The sequence below is a fragment of the Streptomyces fradiae ATCC 10745 = DSM 40063 genome, from assembly GCF_008704425.1.
Taxonomy (GTDB): Bacteria; Actinomycetota; Actinomycetes; order Streptomycetales; family Streptomycetaceae; genus Streptomyces; species Streptomyces fradiae.
On record NZ_CP023696.1, the window covers coordinates 1,184,559 to 1,197,947 of the forward strand.

The window sequence follows — 13,389 nt, forward strand, 5'->3', positions numbered from 1 at the left end:
CTCAGCGCCCCGTGAGGTGCCTGGCGTTTTCCAGGTGCGCGGTGAGCCGCTCCTGGATGCGTACGGTGGCCTCGTCCAGGGCCTTGCGGGTGCGGCGTCCGCTGCCGTCGCCCGCCTCGAAGGCGTCGCCGAAGACGACGTCGACGCGGCTGCGCAGCGGCGGCAGCCCCTTCACCAGTCTGCCGCGCCGTTCGCCGCTGCCCAGGACGGCGACGGGGACGATCGGCGCCCCCGACCGTACGGCGAAGTAGGCGAGGCCGGCGCGCAGCGACGCGAAGTCCCCCTCCCCGCGGGTGCCCTCCGGGAAGATCCCGAGGACCCCGCCGGCGGCGAGCACGTCGAGGGCGCCGGTGATCGCGGTGCGGTCGGTGGACGTCCGGTCGACCCTGAGCTGGCCGATGCCCTCCAGGAAGGGTCCGAGCGGTCCGACGAACGCCTCCTTCTTGATCAGGAAGTGCACGGGGCGGGGCGCGGTGCCCATCAGCATGGGGCCGTCGAGGTTGTGGGCGTGGTTGACGGCGAGGATGACGGGGCCGGAGGCCGGCACGCGCCAGGCACCCAGCACGCGCGGCTTCCACAGTCCGTACATCAGTCCGATGCCGATGCCCCGCCCGACGGCGGCGCCCTTCGCCGAGGGGGTCACTTGGCGGCCGCCCTCTTCTCCGCCACGAGGGTGACCACGCACTCGATGACCTGCTGGAGCGTCAGCTCCGTGGTGTCCACCTCGACGGCGTCGGCGGCCTTGGCGAGGGGGGAGGCCGTCCGGGTGGAGTCGGCGGCGTCCCGCTTGATCAGGGCTTCCCTGGTGGCGGAGACGTCGGCGCCCTTCAGCTCGCCGGCGCGGCGGGCGGCGCGGGCCTCCGGGGAGGCGGTGAGGAAGATCTTGAGGTCGGCGTCGGGGAGGACGGTCGTGCCGATGTCCCGGCCCTCGACGACGATGCCGTTCGGCGCGGCGGCGGCGATGGAGCGCTGGAGGCCGGTGATCCGGGTGCGCACCTCGGGCACGGCGCTGACGGCGCTGACCTTGGCGGTGACCTCCTGGGTGCGGATCGGGCCGGAGGCGTCGACGCCGTCGACGGTGATCGTGGGGTGGGCCGGGTCGGTGCCGGAGACGATCGCGGGCTTGGCGGCGGCGTCGGCCACGGCGGCGGCGTCGGCCACGTCGATCCCGTTGGTGATCATCCACCAGGTGATCGCGCGGTACTGCGCGCCGGTGTCCAGGTAGCTGAGGCCGAGCTCGGCCGCGACGGCCCTGGAGGTGCTCGACTTGCCCGTACCGGAGGGGCCGTCGATGGCGACGATCACGGGATGCACGGTGTCGGACACCTTCCTGCCTGCGTGGGAGAGGGCCGGCCGGTTGCCGAGGGCCCGCCCCAAGGTTACCGACTGTCCCCGCCCCTCCTCGCACCCGTTCGGCCCAGCCCCCCGCGGCCTACTGCCGCAGGGCCCAGCCGCGCTCCCGGAGGGAGGCGGCGAGGAGCGGCGCGGCGGTCGGGGCGACCATGAGCTGCACCACGCCGGCCTGCTGGCCGGTGGCGTGCTCGATGCGGACGTCCTCGATGTTGACGCCCGCCCGGCCGGCGTCGGCGAAGATCCGGGCCAGCTCGCCGGGCTGGTCGCTGATGAGGACGGCGACCGTCTCGTACGCGGCGGGGGCCGTGCCGTGCTTGCCGGGGACGCGGGCGCGGCCGGCGTTGCCGCGGCGCAGCACGTCCTCGACGCCGGTGACGCCCTCGTCGCGCTTGCCGTCGTCGGCGGACTGCAGGGCGCGCAGGGAGCGGACCGTCTCGTCCAGGTCGGCGGCGAGCGCGGCGAGGACGTCGGCGACGGGGCCGGGGTTGGCGGAGAGGATGTCGACCCACATGCGCGGGTCGGAGGCGGCGATGCGGGTGACGTCCCGGATGCCCTGGCCGCACAGGCGTACGGCGGTCTCCTCGGCCTGCTCCAGCCGCGCGGCGACCATCGACGACACCAGCTGCGGGGTGTGCGAGACGAGGGCGACGGCCCGGTCGTGGGCGTCGGCGTCCATGACGACGGGGACGGCGCGGCAGAGCGCGACCAGCTCCAGGGCGAGGTTGAGGACCTCGGTGTGGGTGTCCCGGCTGGGCGTGAGGACCCAGGGGCGGCCCTCGAAGAGGTCGCCGCTGCCCGCGAGCGGCCCGGACTGCTCCTTGCCGGACATGGGGTGGGTGCCGATGTACGAGGAGAGGTCGGCGCCCAGGGCCGCCAGCTCCCGCTGCGGGCCGCCCTTGACGCTGGCAACGTCCAGGTAGCCGCGGGCGGCGCCGGCGCGCATGGCCTCGGCGAGGGTGGCGGCGACGTGGGCGGGGGGCACGGCGACCACGCACAGGTCGACGGGGCCCTCCGGCGGGGCGTCCGTGCCGGCGCCGCGGGCGGCGGCGGTGCGGGCCCGGTCGGGGTCGTGGTCGGCGAGGTGGACGGTGACGCCCCGGTCGGTGAGGGCGAGGGCGGCGGACGTGCCGATCAGACCGGTGCCGATGACGAGGGCGGTTCTCACTGGGCGGTGTCCTTGCGGGCGGCGGGGGCGGTGGGGGCGCGGGCGGTGGGGCGGTCGGTCGGGGGCCGTGCGGGCGGGGGCGTGCGGGCGCGCGTCCAGCCTAGTCAACGGCGGCGGGGCGCCGCGCGGCCGTTCGACGGGTGGGACCGGGCTCCCGAACGGCCGTGCGGCGCCGGGGGCTAGGGTCGTCGCCATGCCGGGCGACTTCACACGGATCACACCGCAGGCGCTGGTGCGCGACCACACGGTCTACTCCTGCGTCATGGGCTCCCGTGCCTTCGGGCTGGCCACGGAGGAGAGCGACACCGACCGGCGCGGGGTGTTCCTCGCCCCGACGCCCGCCCAGTGGGCCTTCGCCAAGCCGCCCACGCACGTGGAGGGCCCCGCGCCGGAGCAGTTCAGCTGGGAGCTGGAGCGCTTCTGCGAGCTGGCCCTGCGAGGCAACCCCAACATCCTGGAGTGCCTGCACTCGCCGCTCGTCGAGCACGCCGACGCGACCGGCCGGGAGCTGCTGGCGCTGCGCGGCGCGTTCCTGTCCCGGCGGGCGTACGACACGTTCACCCGGTACGCGCTCTCGCAGCGCCGGAAGCTGGAGGCGGACGTGCGGCAGCGCGGGGCGCCCCGCTGGAAGCACGCCATGCACCTGCTGCGGCTGCTCGCCGTCTGCCGGGACCTGCTGCGCACCGGCGAGCTGGTCCTCGACGTGGGCGACGGCCGGGAGCGGCTGCTCGCGGTGCGGCGCGGCGAGGTGGCGTGGGCCGAGGTGGAGGCGTGGATGGCGCGGCTGGGCGAGGAGGCGGAGGCCGCGCTGCCGTCGTCGCCGCTGCCGGCGGAGCCGGACCGGGCCCGGGTGGAGGACTTCCTGTTCCGGACCCGGCTGCGGTCAGCCCTCGACGCGCTCTCCCGGGAGGGCGGCCCCTTCCGGGCGGGCGGGTTCTTCCAGGCGGGCGGGTTCTTCCAGGCGGGCGCGTACGACGACGTCGTGGAGCGCGGCGTGCACCGCCCCGGTGACGGCCTCGGGTAGCCGGGAGGCGGATTGGGCGTCGTCGAGCACCCGGTGCAGGGCCTCCACGTCGGCGCGCAGCCGCTCCGGGTCGGTCCCGGCCGCCGGGCCGTGCTCGGCCTCCGCCTTGGCGGCGATCAGGTCGCCGAGGTACGCGGGGGCCTCCCCCACCGTGCCGGTCAGGGTCGGCAGGTGGGCGACGACCTGGCCGGAGCGCATCAGATGGATGCCGGTGAGCAGGGCGCGGAAGGTGTACAGCAGCGCCTTCGGCTCGCCGTTCCCCTCGAAGAGCCGCCACCGGGTGCGGGCGAATCCCCGGTAGTGGTGGGCGTGGTGGGTGGTGACCAGGCCGGGTGCGAGGGCGGCCGGTTCGGCGTGCGTGCCGCCGCTGCGCACGACCAGGGGGGACAGCAGCTGCTCCAGGACGTAGCCGTTGCGGCGCAGCATCAGCCGGGCGAACTTCCGCAGGTCGTGGGTGCCCAGGTCCATCTCCACGCCGTCCCGCAGCCACATGCGGCTGCGGGTCTCCTCCGCCTCGCGCAGCCCGATCAGCGCCTCCACGGGCAGCAGGTGCGCCCCGCGCAGGTCCACGTCGGAGTCGCGGGAGGGGAAGCCGTACAGGTGGGCGCCGGAGACGGTGGCGAAGACCAGGCCGTCGGGCTGCTCCTCGGCCACCGCGGAGAGGTCTAGGTGCTCGATCACCTCTCAAGCGTCCCAGAGCGCGCCGAGGGCGAGGAGGCCGTCGCGGTACTCGACCCGCCGCGCCCACGACTCGGGCCAGGCGGACGCGCCGAGGTGGGCCCCCGCGAAGGCGCCGGCGAGGCAGGCGAGGGAGTCGGAGTCGCCGCTGGTGCAGGCGGCCCGCCGCAGGGCGGTGAGCGGCTCGCCGGGGAACATGAGGAAGCACAGCAGCGCGGTGCCCAGCGCCTCCTCGGCGATCCAGCCCTCGCCGGTGAGCAGGCACGGGTCGGTCTCCGGGTTGGCGGTGCGCAGCGCCGCGGCGACGCGCTCCAGCATGGCGAGGCACTCGTCCCAGCCGCGTGCGGCGAAGTGCGCGGGCGAGGGGTCCTGGGCGCGGGTCCACAGGTCGCCGAGCCACCTCTCGTGGTAGCGGGAGCGGTTCTCGTACGCGTACGAGCGAAGCAGCCCGACGAGGCCGAGGGGTTCGGCGCCCCGCGCCAGCAGGTGCACCGCGTGGGCGGTCAGGTCGGAGGCGGCGAGCGCGGTGGGATGGCCGTGGGTGAGCGCCGCCTGGAGCTGGGCGGCTCCGGCGCGCTGCTCCTCGTCCAGGCCGGGGACGAGGCCGACCGGCGCGACCCGCATGTTGGCGCCGCAGCCCTTGGAGCCGATCTGGGCGGCCTCCTGCCAGGGCCGGTCGGCGGCGAGCAGTCCGCAGGCGACCAGGCAGGTGCGGCCGGGGGCGCGGTTGTTCTCGGGCGAGCGGGCCCAGTCGACGAACTCGGCGCGCAGCGCCCCGGCGAGGCGCCCGGGCGCGAGCGGGCCACCGGCCGCCGCGGCGTCCAGGGCCCGGCCGACGGCGAGGGTCATCTGCGTGTCGTCGGTGACGCGGGCGGGCTCGGGCAGCGGCAGGTCCCGCCAGGGCCCGTACCAACTGGTGATCCTCGGTACGTCGATGAACTCGGTGGGCAGGCCCATCGCGTCGCCGAGCGCGAGCCCGACGAGGGCGCCGGTGGCGGCCCGCTTGGCGGCGGTCCGCCGGGGGGCGGTGGTGCGGGTGTCGGTGGTCATGCGGTGGTCTCCCGTCGTTCCGGCCGTGCCGGGCGCAGCAGGGGTGGGTGGAGGGCGGTCGCGTCGCCCGCCCGGTAGAGGGCGGCGGGCTTCCCCCGCCCGCCGGTGAGCCGCGGCGGGCCTTCGACGGGGCGGACGAAGCCGGGGGTGGCGAGGACCTTGCGCCGGAAGTTGGGGCGGTCGAGCGGGACGCCCCACACCGCCTCGTAGACCTGCCGCAGCTCGCCGAGGGTGAACTCGGGCGGGCAGAAGGCGGTGGCGAGGCAGGTGTACTCCAGCTTGGCGCCGACGCGCTCGTGGGCGTCGGCGAGGATCGCGTCGTGGTCGAAGGCGAGCGGCCCCTGGGTGCCGTGCGGGACCCAGCGGGCGTCCAGGGCGTCGCCGCCGCCGCGCGGCTCGGGCAGGCCGGGGCCGAGCGCGGTGTACGCGACGGAGACGACGCGCATGCGCGGGTCGCGGTCGGGGTCGCTGTAGGTGCGCAGCTGCTCCAGGTGGAGGTGGGCGGCGGTGGCGGCGGAGAGTCCGGTCTCCTCGGCGAGCTCGCGGCGGGCGGCGGCGCCGGCCGACTCGCGCGGCTGGAGGAAGCCGCCGGGGAGGGCCCAGCGGCCCCGGTGGGGGTCCTCGCCGCGGCGGACGAGCAGCACGTGCAGCCGGTTCTCCCGGAGGGTGAAGACGGCGAGGTCGACGGTGACGGCGAACGGTTCGAAGGCGCGCGGGTCGTAGCCGCTCGGCACCTGGGCGGGCATGGCTGCTCCGGAGGACGATCCTTAAGAGTCAGCTTGACTATAAAGGGCCGGGGGGCGGCGCCACAAGCGCGGAGGCCCGCTACGGCGCGGCACGGGCGCCCCGGCCGGCGGGTCCCCGGCCGTCGGCGCCGCCGGACCGGCCCTGCCCGCGCCCGGCCGCCGACGGGCGAGTCCTCCGGGGGCGGAGGGCTGTGCGACGGCGGGAGCCGGTACGGCGCGGGGGCGCCGGTACGGCGACGGCGGCGGTACGGCGACAGGGCGGCGGTACGACGACAGGGCAGCGGTACGACGACAGGGCAGCGGTACGGCGAGGGAGCGCCCGCACGGAGAAGGGCGGCCGGTGGGCGAGGGACGCCGGTTCGGCGAGAGGCGCCGGGGCGGAGGAGGACGGCCGTACGGCGGTTGACGGGAGCGCGGCGCGTGGACGCCGTGGCCGCGAGGTCCGCCGCACGGCGACGGGGGAAGGGACGGCGGCGCGCCGCCGCGCGGTGGACGACGGTCGGCGGTCCCCCGCCTCGCGGCGGGGCGCGGCCTCCCGGCGAGCAGGCGGCCGGCGCCGGCCGGCGGGCAGACGGCGGCGCGAGGGCGGCGGCACGAGGGCGGCGGCGCTGACGGAGGGACCGCGGGGACGCGGGCGCGGGGCCGGCGGCACGGGCGGGCGCAGGGACGCGGGGCTCGGGGCGGACGCGGTGCGGGGCGGCCGGGTGCGGGGCGGACGCGGTGCGGGGTGGCGGGGCGCGGGCCCCCGCGGTGACGAGGAAGCCCGCGGCCGTGGGGCCGCGGGCTTCCGCGTCACCGGGAGGCGGGGGCGGTCAGAGACCGACCTCCCGCATCAGCATGCCGACCTCGGTGTTGGTCAGGCGGCGCAGCCAGCCGGACTTCTGGTCCCCGAGCTGGATGGGTCCGAAGGCGGTGCGGACGAGCTTGTCCACGGGGAAGCCCGCCTCGGCGAGCATGCGGCGCACGATGTGCTTGCGGCCCTCGTGGAGCACGACCTCGACCAGGTAGTTCTTGCCGGTCTGCTCGATCACCCGGAAGTGGTCGGCTCGGGCGTAGCCGTCCTCCAGCTGCACGCCGTCCTTGAGCAGCTTGCCCACCTCGCGCGGCAGCGGGCCGGTGATGGCGGCCAGGTAGGTCTTCTTCACACCGTACTTCGGGTGGGTGAGGCGGTGGGCCAGCTCGCCGTGGTTGGTGAGCAGGATGATGCCCTCGGTCTCCGTGTCGAGCCGCCCCACGTGGAAGAGGCGGGTCTCGCGGTTGGTGACGTAGTCGCCCAGGCACTGGCGGCCGTCGGGGTCCTCCATGGTGGAGACGACGCCGGCGGGCTTGTTCAGCGCGAAGAACTGGTACGACTGCGTGGCCACGGTCAGCCCGTCGACCTTGATCTCGTCCTTGTCGGGGTCCACGCGCAGACCCTGCTCGACGACGATCGACCCGTTGACCTCGACGCGGGCGTCCTCGATCAGCTCCTCGCAGGCGCGGCGCGAGCCGTACCCGGCGCGGGCGAGGACCTTCTGCAGGCGCTCCCCCTCCTGGCCCGGCTGCGGGGACCGCTGGGGCTTGTCCGCGTACCGCTCGCGGTTGCGCTCCTCGATCCGGGCGTCCAGCTCGCGGGGGCGGGCCGGGGTGGTGCGGCCGCCGCCGCGCTGGGGGGACTGGCGGGGGCCGCCCTTGGCGCCCCCCCGGGCCGCCGCGCCGCGCCCGCGGCGGGGCGCCTCGGCGGAGCCGCCGCCCACGTCGTACGAGCGCTCCTCGGGGCGGGGGCGGCGCGGGTTGCCGCCGCCCTGCCTGCGGTCGTCGCGGCTGTCACCGGCTCCCCGGTGGTTGCCGCGGCCTCCGCCACTGCCGCGGCCGCCGCTGTTGCCACCACGGCTCCCGCCGTTGTTTCCGCTGCTGTTCCTGCCGCTGCTGCTTCGCATCACAGTTCCGTCTTGTCGTCTGCGTCTTCGGAATCCGGTGCATCCGGATCAAATGACGGGACCCCTTCCCGCGACTCCGCCTCGACCGCGTCCGCCTCCGGGAGGAAGGGCGCGAGCTCCGGCAGTTCGTCCAGGCCGCGCAGGCCCATCCGCTCCAGGAAGTGGTTCGTCGTCCTGTACAGGATCGCACCTGTTCCGGGTTCCGTGCCCGCCTCCTCCACCAGCCCGCGCTGGAGGAGGGTGCGCATGACCCCGTCGCAGTTCACCCCGCGCACCGCCGAGACGCGCGAACGGCTCACCGGCTGCCGGTACGCGATGACCGCCAGCGTCTCCAACGCCGCCTGGGTGAGGCGGGCCTGGCGGCCGTCGAGGACGAACCCCTCCACGGCGGGGGCGTAGGCGGGCCGGGTGTAGTACCGCCAGCCGCCCGCGACCCGGCGCAGCTCGAAGCCGCGCCGCTGGGCGTCGTACTCGTCGGCCAGCTCGCGCAGCGCGTCGGCGACCTCGCGGCGGGTGCGCCCGAGGACCTTGGCGAGGTGCGCCTCGGCGGCCGGCTCGTCGACGACCATGAGGACCGCCTCCAGGGCGGGCTTCAGCTCCACGGCGTCCGGCACACCCCGTTCGCCGTCCGGGGTGCGGCCGCCGGTCGCGTCCCCGCCGCCGCTCGGGGCGTCGGCGCCCGTCGCGCCCCGGTCGGCGTCCGGCACACCCCGGTCGGCGCCCGTCGCGCCCCGGTCGGCCGCCACGCTCCCGCCGCCCAGCGCGTCCCCATCGTCCGCCGCGTCCCCGCCGCCCGCCGTGTTCCCGTCGTCCGTCACGTCCGCTCCCCTTCCCTTCCTTCCGCCGCCCGGTCGAACTCGTCGGTGACCTCGGCCTCCGCCTCGCCGCCGGTCCAGCGGACCGTGAGCTCGCCCAGCGGGACGTCCTGGTCGAGGGCGACGGCCCTGTCCCGGTACAGCTCCAGCAGGGCGAGGAACCGGGCGACGACGGTGAGGGTGTCGTCCGCGTCCTCGGCCAGCTCGGCGAACCGGGCCTCCCCGCGCTCCCTCAGCCGCGCCACGACGATCGCCGCCTGCTCCCGGACGCTGACCAGCGGGGCGTGGATGTGGTCCACGTACACCTGCGGCTCCGGCCTCGGCCGCATGGCCCGCGCCGCGAGGGCGGCGAACCCCTCGGGGCCGATGGAGAACACCACGTCGGGCAGCAGCTCGGCGTGGTGGGGCTCCAGCCCGACGGTGCGCGGGTGGCGCAGCGCCTCGTCGGCCAGGCGCTCGGCGAAGATCGCGGCGACCCGCTTGTACGCGCGGTACTGGAGGAGCCGGGCGAACAGCAGGTCGCGGGCCTCCAGCAGCGCGAGGTCCGCCTCGTCCTCCACCTCGGCGGCGGGCAGCAGCCGGGCGGCCTTCAGGTCGAGCAGGGTCGCGGCCACGACCAGGAACTCGGTCGCCTGGTCCAGGTCCCAGTCGGGGCCCATGGCCCGGATGTGCGCCATGAACTCGTCGGTGACGCGCGACAGCGCCACCTCGGTGACGTCCAGCTTGTGCTTGGCGATGAGCTGGAGCAGCAGGTCGAAGGGCCCCTCGAAGTTCGCGAGCCGCACGGTGAACCGCCCGCCCCGGTCGCCCTCGCCGCCCGCCGGGACGCCGCTGTCCGGCACCGCCTGGCGGCCCGCCGCCGCCTCACCGCCCGCCGGGACGTCACCGCCCGCCGCCGGGGCGTCACCGTCCACCGGCGTGTCGCCGGCCGCCGTCGCGGCGCGGGCCGTCGGCGTGTCGGGGTCCCGGTTCGCGCCGGGGTCCGCGGGCGTCGGCGTGTCGGGGTCCGCCCCCGTGCCATCGTCCCGCCCCACCGGGCCGCCGGGCCCCACCGGGCCGCCGGGCCCCGCCGGGGCCGCGCGCTCCGCCGGTTCCCGCGGCGCGCCGGCCGGGACTCCGTGCCCCGCCGCCGCGCCCGGTGTCCCGGCCTCCGGAGCCGCGCCCGGGGCCCCCGTGTCCGGCGCTGCGGGCGCGGCGGCGTGGGGCGTGCCGGGGCCGGCCGGGGGCGGCGCGGCGGGGCCGGCGCCCAGGGGGCGGCGGCGTGGGCGGTTCGGGCGCATGGGGGTCCAAGAGCGGGCGTACGGGACGGGCGGCCCCGTAGGGTACCGGGCGCGCCCGCCCGGTCGCGCGCCACGCGCGGCGCGGGTCGCGCTCAGCGGCCCCTGAGCCGCCGTACGAGGATGCTCGCGTCGCCGCGCGACTCCAGGTCCGCCAGCACCACGGCGACGGCCTCGCGGACGATGCGCCCGCGGTCCACGGCCAGGCCGTGCTCGCCGCGCAGGACCAGGCGCGCGTGCTCCAGGTCCATCAGCTCCTCGGCGGACACGTACACGGTGATCTTCTCGTCGTGGCGCTCGCGCCCGCTGGGCCGGCGGCTCGGGGTGCGCCGCCCCCGCCGGGCCGCGGCGGTGCCGGGCTCCGTCCCGGACGCCGCCGCAGCGGCGCGGGGCGCGGCCTTGGGGGCCGTGGCGGGCGGGGCGGGGGCGTCCGCCGCGCCGGGCTCCGCCTCGTCGGCCGCCGTCCGGGCGCGGGTCCGGCGGGGCGCCCGCGCCTCCCCGGCCGCGGTCGCGTGCTCCTCGGGGGGCGGGTCCTGCTCGCCGCCCTGGCCGGGGACCTTGGCGGTCTCCCCGGCGGGCTGGCGTCGGGGCGTCGACGCCTGCAGCGCCGTGCCCCCGGTCGTACGGAACAGCTCGTCGGCTCCGGGCAGACTCACTCGGCGTGACACCGGGCGAGCACCTCCCTGGCGAGCTGGCGGTAGGCGGCCGCGCCGACCGAGTTCGAGGCGTACGTGGTGATGGGCTCGCCGGCGACCGTGGTCTCCGGGAAGCGGACCGTCCGGCCGATGACCGTGTGGTAGACGTGGTCGTCGAACGCCTCGACCACGCGCGCGAGGACCTCGCGGCTGTGGACGGTGCGCGAGTCGTACATGGTGGCGAGGATGCCGTCGAGTTCCAGGTCGGGGTTGAGGCGCTCCTGGACCTTCTCGATGGTCTCCGTGAGCAGCGCGACCCCGCGGAGTGCGAAGAACTCGCACTCGAGCGGCACTATCACCTTGTGCGCGGCGGTGAGCGCGTTGACGGTCAGCAGGCCGAGGGACGGCTGGCAGTCGATCACGATGTAGTCGTAGTCCTGGAGCAGCGGCTTGAGGGCGCGCTGCAGGGTGGACTCGCGGGCGACCTCGCTGACGAGCTGCACCTCCGCGGCCGACAGGTCGATGTTGCTCGGCAGCAGGTCCATGTTGGGCACGGCCGTCTTCAGCAGGACCTCGTCGGCCGACATGCCCCGCTCCATGAGCAGGTTGTAGACGGTGAGGTCGAGCTCCATCGGGTTGACGCCGAGGCCGACGGACAGGGCGCCCTGCGGGTCGAAGTCGACGAGGAGCACCCGCCGCCCGTACTCCGCGAGCGCGGCGCCCAGGTTGATGGTCGACGTGGTCTTGCCGACGCCGCCCTTCTGGTTGCACATCGCGATGATCTTCGCCGGGCCGTGCTCGGTGAGCGGGCCCGGGATCGGGAAGTACGGCAGGGGCCGGCCGGTCGGGCCGATCCGCTCGCGGCGCTGCCGGGCGGCGTCGGGCGCGAGGGTGGCCGCGTACTCGGGATCGGGCTCGTACTCGGCGTCGGGGTCGTAGAAGTGCCCCTCGGGCAGCTCGTCGTAGGCGGCGAAGTGGGTGGACTCTCGGCCACTCTCGTTGCCGGCCATGGCGTTCACGTGTTGGCCGTCCATCATCTTCATCGTGTGGGGTGTCGTCAGGTGCTGGTGCGTGGCGTACGTCCGGACGGCGGCCGATCCGGCGGCCCCGGGCCCGGGTGGCGGGCCGGCGTGGCCGGCCGTCGGCGTTCCTGGTCGCGCGGCCCCGGGAGTAAATGTCGACTCATTCACAAGTCGTCTTACCTCCTTGGACGGGACCAGGAAACTTATCGATAGGTCAGCGTGGCACCATGCCGACGGTTGGCGACTCTATGGCGTGTCACCGCTCCGCAGCAACACAATCGGCCGGACGCGGCGGGATGTGTCGGCGGTCGAACCCCGTTCTGTCAAGGGTGCGGGGGCCTCGATCCCGTCCTTTCACGGGGGCGCGAATCGGTTGAAGGGTTACGTTCGAGGCGACTTGAGGCGGCGTGCGGACGCGGGCGGACACACGTCCGGCCGGACCCCGTCGCCAAGGTCCGGCCGGATGCGTGAGGTTGACGTCGCCCGTTGACCCCGTGGCGCCGATCACCCTGCACGGGCGGGCGGTTGACGGGGTGTCACGGAGCGGCGTCAGCCGATGAGGGAGGCGAGCTCCACGTGGTCGAGGCCGTGCGCCTCGGCGACCTGCCGGTACACGACCTTGCCGTCGTGCGTGTTGAGGCCCTTGGCGAGCGCCGGGTCGCGGCGGAGCGCCTCGACCCAGCCGTTGTTGGCCAGCGACACGATGTAGGGAAGCGTGGCGTTGGTCAGGGCGTAGGTGGAGGTGTTCGGCACGGCGCCCGGCATGTTGGCCACGCAGTAGAAGATCGACTCGTGGACGGGGAAGGACGGGTCGGCGTGCGTGGTGGGACGCGAGTCCTCGAAGCAGCCGCCCTGGTCGATCGCGATGTCGACAAGGACACTTCCGGGCTTCATCCGGGAGACCAGCTCGTTGGTGACGAGCTTCGGGGCCTTGGCGCCCGGGATGAGGACGGCGCCGATGACGAGGTCGGCGTCGAGGACGGCCTTCTCCAGCTCGAAGGAGTTGGACATGACGGCCTTGACCTTCGTGCCGAAGATCTTGTCCGCCTCGCGCAGCTTGTTGATGTCGCGGTCGAGCAGGGTGACGTCGAAGCCCATGCCGACGGCGATCTGCGTGGCGTTCCAGCCGGAGACACCGCCGCCGATGACCACGGCCTTGGCCGGGACCACGCCGGGCACGCCGCCCGGCAGGACGCCGCGGCCGCCGTTGGCGCGCATCAGGTGGTAGGCGCCGACCTGCGGGGCGAGGCGGCCGGCGACCTCGGACATCGGGGCCAGCAGCGGGAGCGCACGGTTCGCGGTCTCGACCGTCTCGTACGCGATCGCGGTGGTGCCGGAGGCCAGCAGGGCGTCGGTGCACTCGCGGGAGGCGGCGAGGTGGAGGTAGGTGAAGAGGGTCTGGTCCTTGCGGAGGCGGTGGTACTCCTCCGCGATGGGCTCCTTGACCTTCAGGAGCAGGTCCGCGGTGGCCCAGACCTCGTCGGCCGTGGGCAGGATGCGCGCGCCCGCGGCCACGTACTCGTCGTCCGTGATCGAGGAGCCGACACCGGCGTTCTGCTCGACGAAGACCTGATGGCCGTTGCGGACGAGCTCGTGCACACCGGCGGGGGTGATGGCGACGCGGAACTCGTTGTTCTTGACCTCGCGGGGGATGCCGACCTTCATCGTCGATCACGGTCCTTGAATCAGGGGTATAAGGGGGGCA

The 13,389-nt window shown here is 75.6% G+C and carries 12 protein-coding genes and 1 pseudogene; 1 reads left to right on the forward strand and 12 read right to left on the reverse strand.

Translation table 11 applies throughout. The annotated features are described in order from the left end of the window. Position 1: 1 nt before the first annotated feature. The 3 genes from CP974_RS05115 to CP974_RS05125 form a co-directional block, all read right to left on the reverse strand. The gene (locus tag CP974_RS05115; RefSeq protein WP_051839806.1) at positions 2-685 is read right to left on the reverse strand and encodes a lysophospholipid acyltransferase family protein; all 684 of its coding nucleotides are present in this window, start codon (positions 683-685) and stop codon (positions 2-4) included. Then, positions 640-1,326: a (d)CMP kinase gene (cmk, locus tag CP974_RS05120; RefSeq protein ID WP_031134525.1), complete on the reverse strand. Its 687-nt coding sequence runs from the start codon at positions 1,324-1,326 to the stop codon at positions 640-642. Before cmk ends, CP974_RS05115 begins: the two co-directional genes overlap by 46 nt. A gap of 106 nt (positions 1,327-1,432) precedes the next feature. Beyond that, entirely contained in the window at positions 1,433-2,518 is a 1,086-nt protein-coding gene (locus CP974_RS05125) for a prephenate dehydrogenase (protein WP_031134523.1), read from the reverse strand. A gap of 262 nt (positions 2,519-2,780) precedes the next feature. On the opposite strand from CP974_RS05125, the pseudogene CP974_RS30930 reads away from it, so the two are divergent. Continuing rightward, a pseudogene (locus CP974_RS30930) lies at positions 2,781-3,320 on the forward strand (nucleotidyltransferase domain-containing protein); the annotation flags it as partial. Positions 3,321-3,401: 81 nt separating this feature from the next. On the opposite strand, the gene CP974_RS05135 reads toward CP974_RS30930, so the two are convergent. The 9 genes from CP974_RS05135 to ald all read right to left on the reverse strand — a co-directional run bounded on the left by CP974_RS05135 (position 3,402) and on the right by ald (position 13,349). Continuing rightward, positions 3,402-4,223 (reverse strand): nucleotidyltransferase domain-containing protein, encoded by an 822-nt coding sequence (locus CP974_RS05135; RefSeq protein WP_078915916.1) that lies wholly within the window; start codon positions 4,221-4,223, stop codon positions 3,402-3,404. 3 nt (positions 4,224-4,226) lie between these two features. After that, positions 4,227-5,270, reverse strand: a complete 1,044-nt coding sequence (locus tag CP974_RS05140) for an ADP-ribosylglycohydrolase family protein (protein WP_031136638.1) — start codon at positions 5,268-5,270, stop codon at positions 4,227-4,229. Next, positions 5,267-6,016, reverse strand: coding sequence for an NUDIX hydrolase (locus CP974_RS05145; RefSeq protein WP_031136640.1), 750 nt, complete (start codon positions 6,014-6,016; stop codon positions 5,267-5,269). The genes CP974_RS05140 and CP974_RS05145 overlap by 4 nt, the downstream gene beginning before the upstream one ends. A gap of 812 nt (positions 6,017-6,828) precedes the next feature. Continuing rightward, a complete protein-coding gene (locus CP974_RS05150) occupies positions 6,829-7,935 on the reverse strand; it encodes a pseudouridine synthase (RefSeq protein WP_031136864.1) in 1,107 nt (368 codons plus the stop codon). After that, positions 7,935-8,504 (reverse strand): SMC-Scp complex subunit ScpB, encoded by a 570-nt coding sequence (gene scpB / locus CP974_RS05155; RefSeq protein WP_231717371.1) that lies wholly within the window; start codon positions 8,502-8,504, stop codon positions 7,935-7,937. Before scpB ends, CP974_RS05150 begins: the two co-directional genes overlap by 1 nt. A gap of 245 nt (positions 8,505-8,749) precedes the next feature. Further along, positions 8,750-9,784: a segregation and condensation protein A gene (locus CP974_RS05160; protein ID WP_234327596.1), complete on the reverse strand. Its 1,035-nt coding sequence runs from the start codon at positions 9,782-9,784 to the stop codon at positions 8,750-8,752. A 338-nt stretch (positions 9,785-10,122) separates the two neighbouring features. Then, positions 10,123-10,683 (reverse strand): hypothetical protein, encoded by a 561-nt coding sequence (locus tag CP974_RS05165; protein ID WP_031136150.1) that lies wholly within the window; start codon positions 10,681-10,683, stop codon positions 10,123-10,125. Further along, a complete protein-coding gene (locus tag CP974_RS29990; protein WP_028964422.1) occupies positions 10,680-11,705 on the reverse strand; it encodes a ParA family protein in 1,026 nt (341 codons plus the stop codon). The genes CP974_RS05165 and CP974_RS29990 overlap by 4 nt, the downstream gene beginning before the upstream one ends. A 528-nt stretch (positions 11,706-12,233) precedes the next feature. Beyond that, positions 12,234-13,349: an alanine dehydrogenase gene (ald, locus tag CP974_RS05175; RefSeq protein WP_031136153.1), complete on the reverse strand. Its 1,116-nt coding sequence runs from the start codon at positions 13,347-13,349 to the stop codon at positions 12,234-12,236. Positions 13,350-13,389 lie beyond the last annotated feature (40 nt).